The sequence below is a fragment of the Streptomyces sp. NPDC002853 genome, assembly GCF_053591915.1.
In genome coordinates this window covers 443,875-461,284 of the sequence record NZ_JBSFUS010000003.1, presented here as the reverse complement: position 1 = coordinate 461,284, position 17,410 = coordinate 443,875, and the positions used below count along the sequence as shown (strand labels likewise).

The 17,410-nt window shown below is 70.3% G+C and carries 15 protein-coding genes; 9 read left to right on the top strand and 6 right to left on the bottom strand.

Annotation, left to right across the window (positions count from 1 at the left end; translation table 11 throughout):
* Window position 1: 1 nt before the first annotated feature.
* Window positions 2–643, bottom strand: coding sequence for a DUF6542 domain-containing protein (locus tag ACWD02_RS09990; protein ID WP_451206880.1), 642 nt, complete (start codon window positions 641–643; stop codon window positions 2–4).
* Between the two features lie 197 nt (window positions 644–840).
* Between ACWD02_RS09990 and ychF the strand changes: the two genes are divergently transcribed.
* From ychF to ACWD02_RS09975, 3 genes are all read left to right on the top strand, one after another.
* Window positions 841–1,929 (top strand): redox-regulated ATPase YchF, encoded by a 1,089-nt coding sequence (gene ychF, locus ACWD02_RS09985; protein WP_451206877.1) that lies wholly within the window; start codon window positions 841–843, stop codon window positions 1,927–1,929.
* Between the two features lie 444 nt (window positions 1,930–2,373).
* Complete coding sequence (locus tag ACWD02_RS09980; protein ID WP_451206874.1) at window positions 2,374–3,693, top strand: sensor histidine kinase; 1,320 nt, start codon at window positions 2,374–2,376, stop codon at window positions 3,691–3,693.
* Entirely contained in the window at window positions 3,657–4,301 is a 645-nt protein-coding gene (locus ACWD02_RS09975) for a LuxR C-terminal-related transcriptional regulator (protein ID WP_451206871.1), read from the top strand. Before ACWD02_RS09980 ends, ACWD02_RS09975 begins: the two co-directional genes overlap by 37 nt.
* Window positions 4,302–4,389: 88 nt before the next feature.
* On the opposite strand, the gene fusA is transcribed toward ACWD02_RS09975, so the two are convergent.
* Window positions 4,390–6,522: an elongation factor G gene (gene fusA / locus ACWD02_RS09970; RefSeq protein ID WP_451206868.1), complete on the bottom strand. Its 2,133-nt coding sequence runs from the start codon at window positions 6,520–6,522 to the stop codon at window positions 4,390–4,392.
* Between the two features lie 343 nt (window positions 6,523–6,865).
* Between fusA and ACWD02_RS09965 the strand changes: the two genes are divergently transcribed.
* Window positions 6,866–7,513: a TetR/AcrR family transcriptional regulator gene (locus ACWD02_RS09965; protein ID WP_451206865.1), complete on the top strand. Its 648-nt coding sequence runs from the start codon at window positions 6,866–6,868 to the stop codon at window positions 7,511–7,513.
* Window positions 7,514–7,656: 143 nt separating this feature from the next.
* Entirely contained in the window at window positions 7,657–8,352 is a 696-nt protein-coding gene (locus ACWD02_RS09960; RefSeq protein WP_451206862.1) for a hypothetical protein, read from the top strand.
* 16 nt (window positions 8,353–8,368) lie between these two features.
* Here ACWD02_RS09960 and ACWD02_RS09955 read toward each other — a convergent pair whose 3' ends face one another.
* The 4 genes from ACWD02_RS09955 to ACWD02_RS09940 all read right to left on the bottom strand — a co-directional run bounded on the left by ACWD02_RS09955 (window position 8,369) and on the right by ACWD02_RS09940 (window position 13,011).
* Entirely contained in the window at window positions 8,369–8,974 is a 606-nt protein-coding gene (locus tag ACWD02_RS09955; protein WP_451206860.1) for a response regulator, read from the bottom strand.
* Window positions 8,975–9,043: 69 nt separating this feature from the next.
* Window positions 9,044–10,285, bottom strand: a complete 1,242-nt coding sequence (locus ACWD02_RS09950; RefSeq protein ID WP_451206858.1) for a sensor histidine kinase — start codon at window positions 10,283–10,285, stop codon at window positions 9,044–9,046.
* A gap of 246 nt (window positions 10,286–10,531) precedes the next feature.
* Window positions 10,532–12,835, bottom strand: coding sequence for a TOMM precursor leader peptide-binding protein (locus ACWD02_RS09945; protein ID WP_451206856.1), 2,304 nt, complete (start codon window positions 12,833–12,835; stop codon window positions 10,532–10,534).
* Window positions 12,832–13,011, bottom strand: coding sequence for a hypothetical protein (locus tag ACWD02_RS09940; protein WP_451206853.1), 180 nt, complete (start codon window positions 13,009–13,011; stop codon window positions 12,832–12,834). Before ACWD02_RS09940 ends, ACWD02_RS09945 begins: the two co-directional genes overlap by 4 nt.
* A gap of 345 nt (window positions 13,012–13,356) precedes the next feature.
* Between ACWD02_RS09940 and ACWD02_RS09935 the strand changes: the two genes are divergently transcribed.
* The 4 genes from ACWD02_RS09935 to ACWD02_RS09920 are packed head-to-tail and all read left to right on the top strand — an operon-like array spanning window position 13,357 to window position 17,375.
* Window positions 13,357–14,136, top strand: coding sequence for a thioesterase II family protein (locus tag ACWD02_RS09935; RefSeq protein WP_451206850.1), 780 nt, complete (start codon window positions 13,357–13,359; stop codon window positions 14,134–14,136).
* A 26-nt stretch (window positions 14,137–14,162) separates the two neighbouring features.
* A complete protein-coding gene (locus ACWD02_RS09930; protein WP_451206847.1) occupies window positions 14,163–14,810 on the top strand; it encodes a thermostable hemolysin in 648 nt (215 codons plus the stop codon).
* 4 nt (window positions 14,811–14,814) lie between these two features.
* Window positions 14,815–16,443: an AMP-binding protein gene (locus ACWD02_RS09925; protein ID WP_451206843.1), complete on the top strand. Its 1,629-nt coding sequence runs from the start codon at window positions 14,815–14,817 to the stop codon at window positions 16,441–16,443.
* Entirely contained in the window at window positions 16,440–17,375 is a 936-nt protein-coding gene (locus ACWD02_RS09920) for a TauD/TfdA family dioxygenase (protein ID WP_451206840.1), read from the top strand. Before ACWD02_RS09925 ends, ACWD02_RS09920 begins: the two co-directional genes overlap by 4 nt.
* Window positions 17,376–17,410: the final 35 nt, after the last annotated feature.

Here is a 17,410-nt window from a genome sequence, read left to right as displayed (position 1 = left end):
CCTACGAGGTGGGCATGCGCCTCTTCGCCGAGACCGCCGGCCCTCGTGGCGGGGCGGTGACGGGGGAGGCGGCGCGTGCCCGGCGCCGCTGCCCCATGAGCTTGACGCGGCGCACGATCGCGACGAGACCGGCGACGAGCGTCCCGGCGTACAGCCAGCCCGCGTGCAGTGCGAGCGACGTGACGAGCCCCATGAAGTGACCGCCGAAGCCGCCGCCGTTGCCGCCCGAGAGGGGCACGAGACCGACGGCGAAGGCGATCGGCGCGGCCACCGGCGCGGTGAACAGGTCGGCGGGCCGCACCCAGTACGCGGTCAGCGCGCTCACGGGCAGGAAGAGCACGCCGTACGCCACCACGGAGCTGCCGAAGAGCAGCCACAGCAGACAGGCGAGCAGAAACATCGTCGCGGCGCAGAAGAGCCCGCTGCCGAGCCCCGTGAGGCGCGGGTTCGGCATCGCGCGCAGTCTGCGGTAGAGCGGCAGTGCACGCAGTTTGCGTACGACGGGCGGGACGGGGCGGCGGGGACGCGGCGCGGCGCGGTAGACCGCAGCCGCGTCGGCGGATCTGCCCTGCGGGGGCAGGGGCGCGGTGCGTCGCGGCCGGGCCGCCGGGGGCTGAGGGGGACGCGTCCTGTGTTGCTCCACCGGACCAACCTAGGTCGCGCCATACCGATAATCCTGCACGGGACACGCCCTTTGGCTGACCTTGGCCAAGCGTTCGATACAAGTCCGGTACGCCGACGAGCGCGGGGCCCGCACGCCGTAGACTGGGGGATCGCCCTACGGTCGCTCCGGCCCTCCGGGCCGTCCACCCACAGCCTCCACGTACGGGAAGTCGCAACGTGTCGCTCACGATCGGAATCGTCGGTCTGCCCAATGTCGGCAAGTCGACCCTGTTCAACGCCCTGACCAAGAACGACGTCCTTGCGGCCAACTACCCGTTCGCGACGATCGAGCCGAACGTCGGCGTGGTCGGCGTCCCGGACCCCCGCCTCACGAAACTGGCCGAGATCTTCTCCTCGCAGAAGGTCCTGCCGGCCACGGTCGACTTCGTCGACATCGCGGGCATCGTGCGCGGCGCGAGCGAGGGCGAGGGCCTGGGCAACAAGTTCCTCGCGAACATTCGCGAGTCGGACGCGATCTGCCAGGTCATCCGCGCCTTCAAGGACGAGAACGTCGTGCACGTGGACGGCAAGGTCTCGCCCAAGGACGACATCGAGACGATCAACACCGAGCTGATCCTCGCCGACCTCCAGACCATCGAGAAGGTCCTCCCGCGCCTCCAGAAGGAATCGCGCATCAAGAAGGACGTCGCCCCGAAGGTGAAGGCGGTCGAGGAGGCCCAGGCGATCCTGGAGAAGGGCGACACACTCTTCTCCCAGGGCATCGTCCAGGGCTCGGGCAAGGAGGAGCTCCTCCACGACCTCCACCTCCTCACGACCAAGCCCTTCCTCTACGTGTTCAACGTGGACGAGGACGAGCTGACGGACGACGCGTTCAAGGCCGAGCAGAGCGCCTTGGTCGCCCCCGCGGAGGCGATCTTCCTCAACGCCAAGCTGGAGTCGGACCTCGCGGAGCTGGACGAGGACGAGGCCCTCGAACTCCTGCAGTCGGTGGGCCAGGAAGAGCCCGGCCTCGCCACCCTGGCGCACGTGGGCTTCCGCACCCTCGGCCTCCAGACGTACCTCACGGCCGGCCCGAAGGAATCCCGCGCCTGGACGATCCCCCAGGGCGCCACGGCCCCCGAGGCGGCCGGCGTGATCCACACGGACTTCCAGAAGGGCTTCATCAAGGCCGAGGTCATCTCGTTCGAGGACCTGGTCGAGGTCGGCTCGGTCGCGGAGGCCCGCGCGAAGGGCAAGGCGCGCATGGAGGGCAAGGAGTATGTGATGCAGGACGGGGATGTGGTGGAGTTCCGCTTCAACGTGTGAGCCGCGCAATGGCGTGGATCCGGCCCTTTTTAGTGAACAGCCAGGTCAGATGGGGTCGTCCCGAGGTCGGGGCGACCCCGTTCGCGTACCTGCGGCTGGATGTCGGCTGGGTGGGGTTGAACGGGGAGCTGGTGACAAGGGCTCCCCGTCACGGAGTACGGCACCATCCCCATTGCCCGATTCCAGAAGGAACTCCAGCTGACGGATGTCCAGTTGCGGCGGTACCAGCGCTTCTACGGACTTTCCGAGGTCTGCCGTGAGCCGCAGGCGACCGAGACGGAGCTGCTGCCGTGGCCCGTCCGGCAGGGGTGGAAGAAGTACCCCCCACCGGCCACCCAAGAGGGGAGGTAGTACTACCGATTTCCGTGTCTGGACGCCGACACAATGAGGGCACGGGACCTTCGGCCCCGGTACTGCGAATGGCACCAGAGAGGAGCGAGTCCAATGGGCCGCACGATGCAGCTCGGAGAAGGCCGCCCGGCAGGGGAGATCAGGGGATTCTCCGTTGCGGCCGGGGCAGTGGCCCTGCGGCGGGCGCTGAGCCTGTGCTGGATGTCGGCCGCGTCCCTGGGCCGGTCCCTGGCGGTCTCCTCGGCGATACTCCTCGTGGGTCCTGGCCTCGGAATGGTGCCCCGAGCCATGGAGGGCGTACGCAGCCTGGGTGACCGTCAGCGCGAACTGGCCCTGCGCTGGTCCGGCGTGGAGATCAAGGCTCCGGCGAGTCCGCCGCCGCCCGTGCCCGCCGGCGCCTCGGGCGCCGTCGCACGCTACCGCTGGATCATGAGCGACCCGCAGACCCGGCGCGAGTGGGTCTGGGTCCTCGCCGACCCGCTGGCAGGCGCCTTCCTGGCCTTCCTCCCGATCGCCCTGTTCCTCAGCGGCCTCTGGGGCATCTTCCTCGCGTTCTTCGGCGTTCCCCTCTCCACGGAGTGGGACGGCCTCTGGTACCAGTTCATCCCGATCGAGGGCCGGATCACCGCGGTGCTCGCGGGCGTGCTCGGTGTGCTGCAACTCCCGCTGTCCTTGTGGGCGGCGCCGCGAGCCGTACGCAAGCACGCCCTCTACACCCGTGCGATGCTCGCTCCCAGCGAGAGCGAGCTGATGGCCGGACGGATCCAGCACCTCTCCGAGACCCGCTCCGACGCGGTGGACACACAGATGGCCGAGATCCGCCGGATCGAACGCGACCTGCACGATGGCGCCCAGGCCCGCCTGGTGGCGATGGGCATGACCCTGGACGCCGCGGAGCACCTTCTGGAGACCAACCCCGAGGCCGTGCGCGCCCTCCTGATCGAGGCGCGCCAGTCCTCCTCCAAAGCACTGCAGGAGCTGCGCGATCTGGTCCGCGGAATCCATCCCCCGGTGCTCGCCGACCGCGGACTCGCGGACGCGGTAAGGGCGTTGGCCATGGTCTGTCCGGTCCCCACCGAGGTCACGGTCGACCTGCCGGGCCGCCCCGAGATGCCGGTCGAGTCCGCCGCGTACTTCGCGATCTCGGAGATGCTCACCAACGTCGCCAAGCACTCGGGAGCCGTCCGGGCCTGGATCGACATCCGTTACGATCACGGAATGCTGTGCGTCACCGTCACCGACGACGGACACGGTGGCGCGGACGCCTCCCGTGGCACCGGTCTGCGCGGCATCGAGCGACGACTTGCCACATTTGACGGGGTCCTGGCCGTGAACAGCCCCGTCAACGGCCCGACGTTGGTGACGATGGAGCTTCCGTGCGTATTGTCCTCGCCGAAGACCACTTCCTCCTGAGGGACGGGCTGATCCGCCTCCTCGAGGCGTACGGCCACGAGATCGTGGCCGCGGTGGAAAGCGGGACGGAGCTGCTCGCGGCTCTCACCCGGGAGCAGCCGGATGTCGCCGTCGTGGACGTCCGGCTGCCACCGAACTTCACCGACGAGGGTCTGCGCGCGGTCCTGGCCGCCCGCCGCGAGATGCCCGACCTGCCCGTCCTGCTCCTCTCGCAGTACGTGGAGCCGCTGTATGCACGTGAGTTGCTGGGCAGCGGCGGCCGGGGAGTCGGCTACATGCTCAAGGACCGGGTGACCAACGGAACTCAGTTCCTGGACTCCGTCCAGCGGGTGGCCGATGGCGGCACCGCGATGGACCCCGAGGTGATCTCCCAGCTCCTGATGCGCAAGGAGCGCGACGAGAGCGTGGGCAGCCTCTCCGCCCGCGAGCGGGAGGTCCTGGAGTGGCTGGCGCAGGGCCGGTCCAACGCGGGGATCGCCCAAGGGCTCTTCATCTCAGAGAAGGCCGTCGCCAAGCACATCAGCAGCATTTTCACCAAGCTGGGCCTGCTTCCGACCGACGGCGACAACCGCCGCGTCCTGGCGGTCCTCGCCTACCTGGAGAAGTGAACGCGCACCGGCGAGACCCTCGCCTTCTCCACCGACTGCCACCGCCGGAAACCGGCCCCGCTCGTGAGAGCGGGGCCGTCCCTTCGTGCTACCTGGGCGAGGCTTCGGTGGGGGTCCCCACCGGCACCCCCGCATACCCCACCGGACGCGTGGTGAAGGTGCCCCGGCCCTGGGTTCGGCTGCGCAAGCGGGTTGCGTAGCCGAAGAGTTCGGACAGGGGGACCGTTGCCGTGAGGGTGGCCGTGCCGGAGCGGGTGGTGGAGTTCGTTACTCGGGCTCGGCGGGCCGCCAAGTCGCCCAGTACTCCGCCCACCGCCTCCTCCGGCACCGTTGCCGTCAGCTCCGCCACCGGTTCCATCAGCTGCATCGTCGCCTCCCTCAAAGCCGTGCGCAGGGCGAATCTGCCCGCCGTGCGGAATGCCATCTCCGAGCTGTCCTTGGAGTGCGTTGCACCGTCCGTCAGCGTGACCCGTACGCCCGTCACCGGGTGGCCGCCCAGGGGGCCCTCCATGAGCGCGTCCCTGCAGCCCGCCTCCACCGCCCGGATGTACTCCTGGGGGACCCTGCCGCCGGTCACCGTCGCTTCGAAGGCGAACGTGGGCGTCGGGCCCGGGTCCACCTCCAGTGGTTCCACGTTCAGGACCACGTGCGCGAACTGACCCGCTCCTCCGTCCTGTTTCACGTGCCGGTACACCAAGCCCGACACCCCGCGCACCACCGTCTCGCGGTACGCCACCTGCGGGCGGCCCACGCCGATCTCGATGCCGTGGGCACGGCGGATCTTCTCCACCGCGACCTCCAGGTGCAGCTCACCCATGCCGGAGAGCACCGTCTGGCCCGTCTCGCGATCGACCCGGACCGCCAGCGACGGATCCTCCTCGACCAGGCGGGCGAGGGCCGACGAGAGGCGTCCCGTGTCCACGCTCCTGCGTGCCTCCACCGCCACCGAGACCACCGAAGCCGCCACCGCGGGAGGTTCCAGGACCAGAGGGGCCGCGGGGGAGCACAGCGTGGTGCCGGCGCGGGCCGTCTTCAGGCCCACCACGGCCACGATGTCCCCGGCCGTCGCCCGGTCCAGCTCCGCGTGGCGGTCGGCCTGCACGCGCAGGATGCGGCCGATCCGCTCCGTGCGGCCCGTGCCCGCGTCCATCACTGTCTCTCCCTTCGTGATCGTTCCCGAATACACCCGCACATACGTCAGTCGTCCCGTCGCCGTCGCGTTCACCTTGAACGCCAGACCCGCGAACGGCGCCTGCGCGTCAGCGGCCCGCTCCTGCACCGCCTCGCCCAGGGTCCCGCGTACCGCCGGAACGTCCTGCGGCGACGGCAGGTACGCCACGACGGCCTCCAGCAGCGGCTCGATCCCGCGGTTTCGGTACGCCGACCCGCACAGGACCACCACACCCTCACCGCTGAGAGTGAGGTCGCGCAGCGCGGCCGTCAGGGTGGCGGTGGTGAGCGCCGACGTGGCGACGTACTCCTCCATGGCCGTCGGATGCAGCTCGGCCACCCTTTCCTCCAGCTCGGCCCTACGTGCGTGGGCCCGGGCGGTCAGGGGGTGGGGGATCTCCGTCGTCTCGTACGTGTCGTTGCCCGGGGGCCAGAGCAGTGCGCGCATGCGCAGCAGGTCCACCACCCCGGTGAACTCGTCCTCCCGCCCGATCGGCAGCTGCACCACCAGCGGGACCGTGTGCAGGCGTTCCCTGATCGACGCGACCGCCGTGTCGAGGTCGGCGCCCATCCGGTCCAGCTTGTTGACGAACGCGATCCGCGGCACGTCGTACCGGTCCGCCTGCCGCCACACCGACTCGCTCTGCGGTTCCACGCCCGCGACCGCGTCGAACACCGCCACCGCGCCGTCGAGCACCCGCAGCGAACGTTCCACCTCGTCGGCGAAGTCGACGTGCCCGGGGGTGTCGATCAGGTTGATCCGGTGACCGTCCCAGGCGCAGCTGACCGCTGCCGCGAAGATGGTGATCCCGCGGTCGCGTTCCTGCGCGTCGAAGTCGGTGACGGTCGTGCCGTCATGGACCTCACCTCTCTTGTGGGTGGCACCGGTCAGGAACAGGATGCGTTCGGTGACGGTCGTCTTGCCCGCGTCCACGTGGGCGAGGATGCCGATGTTGCGGATCGCGGGTGGGGGTGCTGTATGGCTCGGCTGGTGGCGGGTGTTGGTGTTGGTGGTGGTGCTTGTGGCGTTCGTGGGGGCGTTGGTGCGCATGGCCCTTTGTCCTTCGCTTCGTGCGGGCGGGGCAGCGCGATTTCCGGGCGGGGCTGAGCCAGGTGTCAGCAGACAGGGCACAGGAGTCGAGGAGCCGGGCTTCAGCAGCCTGGACTCAAGGGGTCGCCGCGGAGATTCAGTGACGGCCGCGCAGCCGGCACCGCACGCGCGAAGACACCAGGATCACGTCGAAACGTGTCCGGGGAGGGCGGGCAGCTGTGCGGTGACGCATGGCCCTGCCCCCTCACTTGGTCGATCCTTCGGCTGATCGGAGTCTAGGCAGCAGGGTCCTGCGCCGCACCGGAATATTCCCGGCCCGCGACGCCGTGGATACATTACGGAGATGCCGAGCACCCGTACCCGTGCCGACCTGATAGCCGACACCGCCCTGGCCCTGCTCGCCGAGCGCGGTGCGCGCGGGCTGACCCATCGTGCGGTGGACGAGGCCGCCGGGCTTCCGCTGGGGGCGACCTCCAATCACGCGCGTACCCGGGCCGCGCTCCTCGCGGCCGCGGTGCGGCGGCTCGCCGAGCGGGAGTCGGAGCCGGGCCTCGGCGAGCGTGAGGGCAGGGAGCACGGAGTGGAGGGGTTCGCCTCGGCGCTGGCCCGCGTGATGCGGCGCTCCGTGACGGAAGGAGCGCAACTCACGCGTGCGCGCATGGAGTTGGCGCTCGAAGCAGGTCGGCGGCCGGAGCTGCGTGCGGCCTACGACATCGCGGGGCGGCGCTTCCGGGAGCAGATGACGGCGATCATGTCCGGGCTCGGATTCCCTGACCCCGACCGGCAGGCGCGCTCGCTGATCGCCTGGTGCCAGGGGACGCAGTTCGCGGTGGTGGCGGGGACCGAGACGGATGCCCCGGTCGTCGAGGAGTGGCTGCGGGACGACCTCGTCGAGCTGCTGCACGGAATGCGCGCAGGCCGCTCACGTCGCCGCCTGGCTTCGGTACCGGAACAAAAGCGCTTCGACGGGCCGGTGGGCGGCACTTCCTGAACCCGCAACTTCGACACGGCGGCGGCGGTGGCCCCTCCCGGACCCGTGAAGAGATCACAGACCCGTGCATGAGTTCATGACTGTCGGGACACCTCCGTGCGCCTCCAGAGTGGACACTCTCAGACACTGCGAGGAGAGCGCGCATGGAGGCCACCATCGACCTGCTGGAGCTGCCCGGCGGACGGCTGCGGCATCTCTGGTCGTTGCGTGAGGACGTGGTGGTCGAGTCCGACGCGCTCACGGGGTCCCTGGTGCTCACCTGGGACCAGGGCACCGCTCGCATGGCGAGCCCGGAGCCCACCGTCCTCGAAGTGCTCCGGCGGATGCAGCTGGGGCCGGTGCTTCTCGGCAACGCGCTGGACGGCAACGCGCTGGTCGACGACGGCGAAGGGGGCCGGGACCGCGACGCGAAGGTCTACTTCATGATGCGGCCGGTGTTCGGGCGCTTTCCCCATCTGCTGGTCCGCACCCTCGGGCTCGACGGCCTGAGCGGTCCGCTTCTGTCGATCGCGCCCCTGGCGCACCTGGACGGGGCGTCCCCGGGCGAGGCGAGCCGCGCGTCCCTCGCCGTTCTGCCCCTCGATCAGGCGCGGCCCATCCGCCTCTTCCTCGGGCTGTCCTTCGCCTTCGACCCGCTCACGGCCACCTTCGAGTCGCGTACGGCATCGCATCGTCTGGTCATCCACCGGCAGGAGGCCATGATGGTCTTCGCGCTCGCCCTCGCCCGACCAGTGACGCTCAAGGCCATCATCGCCGTACTGCCGTTGCCCGGCGACGTCACGGAGGGCATCCTCTGCTACCTCGCGGCAGCGGGCGTGGCCGCTCAACCACAAGCCTGACAGGCCCGGTCGGGCCTCACAGCCACCCGGAGTCATTGGCGATGCGGATCGCGTCCACCCTGTTGCGGGCGTTGAGCTTCGCCACCACGGTGGTCAGATAGTTCCGTACGGTCCCCACCGACAGGCGCAGCCGCTTCGCTATCTCACCGGCGTCCGAACCCTGTGACGCGAGGCGCAGCACCTCGGTCTCGCGTGAGGTGAGCGGACTGTCCGCGCTGCCCCATGCCGCCAGCGCGAGTTCCGAGTCGATGACCCGCTGGCCGGCCGCCACTTTCCGTACCGCCTGCGCGAGTTCCTGCGGCGGGGCGTCCTTGAGCAGGTAACCGGAGACCTTGGCGGACATCGCGCGGCGCAGCGTGCCGGGGCGGCCGAGGCTGGTGAGGATCAGGGTGCGGCACTGGGGAAGGCGTTCGTGCAGCTGCTCCGCCGCGCTCAGTCCGTCGAGGCCGGGAAGATCGATGTCGATGATGGCGACGTCCGGCTGGAACTCGCGGGCCGTGGAGAGAATCTCGTCGCCGCGTTCCACGCTCGCCACGACGTCCAGATCATGTTCCAGGTTCAACAAGGCGACCAATGCGCCTCGCAGCATGTACATATCCTCGGCGAGCATTACACGGATCATCGATAGCCCCCCATGATTACCCGTATCGCGAACCCCTGTTGTTGCTCGCGGCCACATGTTATCAGCCGCCTAGAACGCGCCATTCGGATTTATTCGCCCGGTTTTCTGAGGTTGTTCCGCACTGTTTCGGCCGACGGCCTGCGCGGGCACCTCGGCTACGAGGCGGAACCAGCCCCCGCAGGCCGGGGGTATCTCCTTCTCGCGTTCGGTGATCAGTCTGCCGCCGATCTCGCCGAGCCGTTGTTCCAGGTTGCCCAGTCCGTTTCCGCTGTCGGGCGAGGCGTCGTGATAGTCGTCCACCACACCGTCGTTGATGATCGTCAGCCGGGCCGTTCCGTCGTCGACCACCGCGGTGATGTTGCAGCGAGTCGCCTTGCTGTGGCGCAGCAGATTGGTGACGCCCTCGCGCAGGACCGTGGCGAGCGCCGTGCCGGCCTGGGAGCTGATCTCCTCGACGGCCGGGTCCAGGACCACCTCGACCTCGACCTCCGCCGCGTCGAGCACCGACGTGGCCGACGACACCTCGGGTACGAGGGACATGTCGCGGTAGCTGCGGGCCACCCGGCGGACGTCGCCGAGCGCCTGCCGGGAGATGGCGAGGACCTCCTCCACCTCTTGGTCGGCGCGCGGGTGCTGGGCCCGGATCAGCCGCTGGAGGAGCTCGCTCTTGAGGACGATCGCGGAGATGCTGTAGCCGAGGAGGTCGTGCAAGTCCCGTGCCAGGCGCAGGCGTTCACTGGCGACGGCCATTCTGGCTATCTCCGCGCGCGCCGCGTACACCTCGTCGACCAGGGACGACAGGCGGGACAGGCCGTAGATCACCAGGCCGGTGAGCAGAGTGCTCTGGCACATGTAGATGAGGTCGATCACCGACATCCCGGCGATGGCACCGGGCACCAGCAGGCTCAGCCCCGTCACGCCGTAGAGCGGCCAGGCCACCCGGGGTCTCAGGAGGAGCAGCAGCGAGCCGCCGAGGAAGCCCGCCATCGCCCCCCACAGGATGCCGAAGAAGACCAGGGGCAGATACGTGAGCAGGGCCTGGGCGCCCAGGGTGGCGGCTTTCCTCCAGAGGGGGGCGCGGTCGGCTCCCGGTTTGGAATGCACGAGTTGCAGGCCGAATACGGCGGAGAGCGTGACGAGTCCGGTGATGAGCTGAGGCGTGGAAGGCTTCTGGCTCAGCAGGTTGATCGCGGTGATGCCGAGATAGCAGATGAGCGCCGCCAACAGGATGACGTGGGCCAGCCGGGGGGCAGGCCGCGGGCTCCATCGGGAACCAGCCACGTCAGACGTGTCCTTGGTGTCGCTGTGCATCCTCGAAGTGCTCCTCTTCTGCCAGGAGAGCGTACGAGAGCGCGTCTTCTCGGGCGCTCCCGAACCCCGGGCCCGTGGTATTCGGCCACAACGCTCGTCCAGCAGACCTTACGTGGGATGGCTGCGCATCAGTCCCTTCCGGGGAAAACCGTGCTTTCGCATGAACTCGCGCGGCGGGGCTCGGAGTTTGCGTTGTGAGTCGTCCGGGGAAATGCCTCTCCCGCACGCGTGCCGCGTGAACTCGTGTCAGACGAAGAGAGGGATCGGGTTGAGTTCCTCGTACGGCGTGGGTTCCGCGATCCGGCCGAGCGCGACGGGAACGTCGTAGAGGCGACCGGGCGCGTATCTCGCCCAGAAGTGCCGGAGCCCGGGAACGACGACCTTGACCACGGGAAGGCCGATGTCGGGGCGGGTCTGGTCGAGCACGAGCAGATCCATGCCGTGCGAGGCGAGCAGGCCGGTGGCCGCCGAGAGGTCGTCCCGCAGGTCGCCCCTTGCGGTGTAGTCCCAGGAGTGGGGCGCCTTGGGGGCCGCGTCGGGGGCGGGAGCCAGATAGGGCTGGGTGGCCGTCGTCTCGCGCCGCCACCAGTTGACGGCTTCCGGCTGGTCCACGCGGTATCCCGAGCCGTCGAGGCGAGCCCCCGAGACGGCGGGCAGGAGCTGGCCCATCTCCGTCAGGGCCCGGCGCAGCGCGATGCGGGGATCGAGGTGGGCGCCGAAGCCGAAGATGATGTCCTCGGCAGGTTTGTCGGTGCGCCGGGAGAGGGCCACGATCACCGGGATGCCGAGGTCGGACGTGAGGTCGAGCGCCCAGATCTCCCGGTTGAACCTGCCGTAGCCCTCCCGCAGTTGGTCGATGTACGGCTCGGCGAAGGAGTGCAGGTCGATGCCCGGCTGACGCGTGCGGTTGTACCACCACAGGGCCACCGCGTCGCGCTCGACCAGTTCCAGGAAGCCCTGCAGCACGGCGTCCTCGAAGCTGCTGCCGGCCGCGTTGCCGTTCGAGTCGGCGACCGGCTCGTGCGGGGACACCGTGTCGGCGGGGAAGTACAGCATGCCGGTCGGCAGGAGCCGGTGCGTGCCCGTGGCCAGGGACCACAGAGGGGTCCAGTCGACGGGACGGTCCTCGTCGAAGCGTTCCGGTACGTGGGTGAAGGGCGAGCGGGCCGCGTTCCAGCGGGAGCGGTCGCGGAACTGCCGGTCGTCGTACAGCTGGCAGGAGTTGGGGTGCAGGGCCACGTCGCCGAGGCCGCGGAAGGTGTCGCGCACCATCGCCTCGTCACCGCGCCGGGTTCCGCTGTAGCGCTCGATGGCCTCGCCGAGCGCGCTGACCTTCGCCTCCTCGGCGGTCAGGCCCTTCCCGCCGCTGAGCGAACGGAGCCCCGCGCGCAGCCCGGACAGGGTGCTGGCCTCCATGGCGAGGTTCTGGCCCGACACATAGGCCTGGGTGAAGTCGGGGGCGCCGGGCGCCCGCCGGATCTCCTTCACCACGCCCGTGACCGGGCCGACCAGGTGGCCGTAGCGCTCCAGCATCAGCGCGGTCCCCATTGCGCGATGCCCGCCGCCCGTGCCGTCCGCGGCCTTCGGGCGGCTCCGCGGCCGGGTGGGCCGCCAGCCGCGTTCGCTCATGAGCGCCGGGTCACCGCACGACGCGCACTGCGGGAGGCGGGACACCGGGTGGGTCGCGGTCCGCAGCGTGAGGGTGTCGAGAGTGCGTACGGTGCTCTGCTCCGGGCTGCGCAGACCGCTCGCCCACTTCACCGCCTCGAGGACCGCGGCCTGCACGGCGAGGGCGCGCCCGGTGGGCAGGTCGGCCGCCGGCCTGGCCACCGGGTGGTCGAGGCGCAGGGCGCGCTGCAGGGGCAGTTCGGTGGTGCGGTGGCCGCGCAGCCGGGTCGCGAGACAGGACCAGCAGGGTCCGTCGTCGGGCCGGAACACCGGCCCGAACCAGGGCTCGGGGCCACCCAGGCGTACGAGGAGCCAGGGGCGCCCCGTCGCCCGGTGCTCGGCGTCCACCTCGCGCAGGCCGGGGGAGAGATAGTCGTCGCACAGGACGAGGCTGAGGCAGGAATCCTCCGCCGAGTCCGTGATCCGCAGGCCCGAGGCGGCGCAGGCCTCGCGGACCCGGACCTCGTCGGCGAGGCCGGGCTGCCCACAAGGTCCGGGCGGCGTCACGATCCGTACGGCCGCCCGCGCCGCCTCCTCGGTGGCGCGGGCACCGTCGAGGCCCGCGAGATCCCAGTAGGCCTCGGCGGCCCGGTCGGCCGGTGACCTGCCGGGCCGTTGCTGGAAGCGGAGCAGCCCGGCGTCGGCGAGGACCCGCAGAGCGTCGCCGACCTCCTCCGAGGACAGCGAGGAGGCGGCGGCGAGGGCGATGGCGGCGGGTGTGCGGGTCCCGTCGAGCAGGGGGGCCAGCGCCTCCGCCTGCGCCCCGCGCAGTGCCGTGATCCCGGAGTGCGACACCAGATAGGCCGCTTCTCCGGGGACGACCGCGCAGCGCAGGTGGCTCTTGAACTCGACGAACGCGGTCTGTTCCCCCGTCGGCGTCATGCGTGGGAGAGCTCGTTGACCGTGCTGGTGCCGGACATCAGGGTGCAGAAGGTGAACAGGGCCACCGCGTCGTCGGCGCCGGAGTCGAGGTGGTCCACGACGAGTGCGGGACGCGCGGAAGTGTGGCCGTCCGCGGCGGCGGGGAGCGTGAGTGCGCCGGCAATGATCTCGATCATCAGCACGTTCCTTTTCGGTCTGGGGAGGCGTTCTCCGTTGCCAGGATCCTCATACGGGGAAAGCGTCCGCAGAAAGTGAAGGGCTCATCACTGGGGGGTGAGACTTTCCCATGCGACACCTTCACATCTCACTCCGGTGTCGCCCCGGAACCCCCGCGGTAATCGGAAACCTCCATTCACCTTCGTGCCACCGAATGGCAGGGGCTCTTCTGGAGGATTCGATTCCGGAGTTGTGATTTCTTCACGGGCGTGACGTGGTCACATCCCGGGGCAGAGAAACCCACCCCGAACGCCGGTACGCACCCACTGTTTCCGGCCCCGGTCCGAATGGAATCTTCGGTGTCCATGAGGGTCACCGAGACGCCGTACCTGCCACAGGCGGCGCACACCGCCGCCGTCGGGCCGAACCTGTTCTGCCTGCCGTGTGCGGGGGGCGGCGCGTCCGCCTACGCCCGGTGGCAGCGGGAGCTCGACGTGCGCGGCGCCGGGGTCCAGGTGCTCGCCGTGCAGCCGCCGGGCCGGGAGGAGCGCGCCCACGAGACGCGGTTCACCGACCTGGACGCACTGGTGGAGGAGATGGACGAGCAGCTGGACGACGCGTTCGCGCGGCCCCACCTGCTCTACGGGCACAGCATGGGGGCGTTCATCGCCCACGCGCTGACCCTGCGCAGACAGCGGCGGGGTGCCGTACTGCCGCGGGCGCTCGTCCTCAGCTCCCACCGCGCGCCCCACATACCGCCCAACCGGATCCTGGACCCGGCGGCGGACGACGAGGAACTGGCCACAAGGCTGGCGGAACTGGGCGGCATTCCGCCGGAGCTGGCCGCGCGGCGCAGATTCCGTCAGCGCTTCATGCCGCTGGTCCGGGACGATCTCAGGCTCTGCTCGGGGGTGGTGAAAGAGGACGAGATCGAACCGCTGCGGGTGCCTCTGCGCCTGTTCGTGGGGGAGCGGGACCGGCTGGTGCCGGTCCACAAAATGGCCGCTTGGTCGGAGCACGGAAGCCGGGGGGCCGAGCTGCGCACGATGCCGGGCGGACACTTCTTCGTCCGCTCCCAGGAGAGCGCCTTGCTGGATGAACTCGCCGCCGTTCTTGGCGAGTTCGGTGCCGTACCGGCCGAGTAATCCCATTCTCGAAAGGAACACGGAACGTGAAGATAGTGATCGCCCGGCGGGGGACTCCGGTCTGGCTGGAATCCGCATCGCTGGTCAGCAAGGTGTTCGGGACGAGTTTCGGGGCGCGGGTGTCCCCGGATCCGGATCAGTTCATCGCGTACGTAGGACACAAGGACGGCGGCCCCGACGAGGTGGAGGCCTGCATCGGGATCTCCTTCCCGGAGAACGGGCCGGTCTTCCTCGAGCGGTACCTGGACGGGCCGATCGAGGACGCGCTGCGCGAGGCGGCCGGCCAGGACGTGCGACGCCACCAGATCGTGCAGCTCGGCAGCGTCGCCTCGGTGGCGAACCTGGCGGGTGCGGAGATCTACCGCGCGCTTCCGCTGATCCAGGCCTGCCTGGGCCGGTCGTACGCCGCCATGACGATGACCAACCGGTCGGCGGCGCTCGCCAAGCGCCTCGGCCTGATCACCCACCGCCTGTGCGACGCCGACGGCACGCGCCTCGGCGCCGAGGAACTGGCCCGCTGGGGCACTTTCTACGACCAGCGGCCCGCCGTGCGCTGGGGTCGCCTGGCCGACCACTCCCAGCAGCTGGTCACCGGGGTCGAACGCTACGCACTCGACTCCGTCGACATCCGCCTGCTCTCCCCGAACCGAACGGAGCTGACCCGTGCTGCCTGACGTCATGTCACACACCAACGCCATGCCGCACACCACCTCCCTGGCGGCCGGGCTCCTGAGGCGAGCCACGAGCGACGCGGTCATGGTCGAGGTCCTCTCCACCACCGGAGGGCCCGGAGTCCGTCACACCTACCGCGAACTCATCGCCGCCGCACGGGTGTTCGCCGCGGAACTGCGCAGGCGCGGGGAAGCCCTCGGCCGCCCCGTGCGGGTGGGGCTGCTCGCCGACAACTCCGCGCAGTGGGTGGTCGCCGACCTCGCGGCCCTGTTCGCGCGAGCCGTGGAGATCCCGGTCCCCATGGCCTTCACCGCCGAACAGGCCGCATCGCTGCTCGCCGACGCCGACCTCTGCCTGGTCGACGCGCGGGGCGAGCGGTGGCTGGAGCGCGCCGCGGCCAAGGGGGCCCAGGTCCTGCCCGCGGACTGCGCGGTCGTCGGGATCGACCTGCCGGGGCTCATCGAGGCCGCCGCCGACGCTCAACTCCCGCCGCTCGCAGCAGATATCGCCGAGGCGGAAGCGGCCGGTGACACCGTCGTCAAGGTGGTGCACACCTCGGGCACGACCTCCGCGCCCAAGGGGGTACGGGTCAGGCTGCACGGCATGGAGGCACTGCTCGCCTCCCTCGGCGGCCGGGTCGACGACGCGGTCTTCGGCCGCTATCTCTCCGTGGTGCCGCTGAGCCTGCTCATCGAACAGGTCGCCGGGCTCTACATGCCGTTCCTGAACGGCGGCAGCGTCACCTTCCTGCCGCCCGGCACCGCCCTGATCGGCACCGTGGCCGACGCGGGCCCGCGGATGCTGTCGCTGCTGCGGCAGGCGCAGCCCACCGCCATGGTCGTACCGCCCACCGTCGCGGGCCTGCTGCTCGCGCTGTGCGAACAGAACCCCACGGAGGACCTGGCCCAGCGCAGGCACCGGCTCTTCGGCCACACCGGGCCCGTCTTCGTCGCCTGTGGCGGCGCGCCCGTCTCGCTCGACGTCCTTCAGCGTCTCGAAGCGTTCGGGATTCCCTTGTACGAGGGGTACGGCCTGAGCGAGAACAGCTCGGTCGTGGCCTGGAACTTCCCCGGGCAGTTCCGGTTCGGCACCGTGGGCCGGCCGCTCGACCACGTACGGGCGCGGCTCGCGCAGGACGGCGAACTGCTCATCCAGAGCACGTCGTTGTTCGCCGGATACACCCAGGAGGACCCCTCCAGCGTGGTCGTCGACGACCAGGGGTGGCTGCACACCGGCGACCTGGCCACCATCGACGACGACGGCTACATCCGGATCACCGGCCGCAAGAAGAGCCTGGTCATCACGGCGGCGGGACGCAATCTGTCCCCCGAGTGGGTCGAGGCCCGCTACCGCGAACTCGGCTTCGTGCGTGAGGCGGCCGTCGTCGCGGACGGCCTCGACGAGGTGCTCGGCCTGTTCGTGATCGACGCAGGGACGGACCGCGTCGAGGCCCGCCGCCAGATCGAGGAGTTCGGCGCCGGACGCCTCTCCGCCATCGAGCGGGCCACCTCCGTACGCCTCATGGCCGAGGACGACCCGGAGTACTCCACCTTCTTCACCGTGACCGGGCGCCCCCGCAGGGACGCCGTACGTGACCTGCTGACCCGCACCGCACCCGAGGAGATCACCGCATGAGCACCGCCCTGAGGACCACTCCGTACGGCACCGGCGGCGGACTGCTCGTGACGCCTGCCGAGCCGGGAGCCGAGCCGGGAGCCGGGCCGGGCACGCTGGCCGGCGTCGAGCCCAAGGAACTTCTCGACCTGCTCGCCGAGGCGGGCTTCCTCCTGCTGCGCGGCTTCGGCGCCGACATGGCCTCGTTCACCGGCCTGGTGCAGCGCACCTCCACCTCCACCACCCTGGACCCGGCACGCGACTTCTACTCGGAGGTCGCGCAGAAGGTCGACGCGGGCCACGCCGAGGTCGGCCTGCACACCGAGAACGGCAACAGCCCCTTCCGCTCCCACCTGGCCTGGTTCTTCTGCGAGAAGGCGGCCGCGTCCGGCTCCCAGACCACGGTCTGCGACGGCTACCGGGTGTGGGACGAGCTCGCGGAGCCCGTACGCAGGGCGTTCCTCGGCCAGGACATCGTCTACAGCAGGCATGTCGCCGAGCCCCAGTGGCGCGCCATGGCCCACCACCTCACGGGCAGGCCCGCCGAGGAGATCGCCGTGGACGAGCTCGTCGGCCTCGCCGCCTCGATGCCCGGCACCGAGGTGACGCCGGAGGCGGACGGCGGGGTGCGCTACTCGTTCCGTACACCGGCGGCGGGAGCGACGCTCTTCGGCGAGCGGATCTCCTTCGCCAACAGCATCCTCGGCCCGTCCTTCAACTACGAGAAGCCGCGCATCACCTTCGCGGACGGCCAAGAGCTCTCCGCCGAGCTGCTCGCCGCCGTCACCGAGACCACCGGCGCCCTCACCGAGAACCTCGACTGGGCCGACGGGGACGTCGCGATCATCGACAACACCCGGGTGATGCACGGCCGCAGGGCCATCACCGACCCCCGGCGGACCATCTACAACGCGCTGAGCTTCGTCGAAGCCCCCGAGCCCGTGGCCGCCTGACCCGCGCCGCCCGAGCGGCGGCGCACCCGACCGGC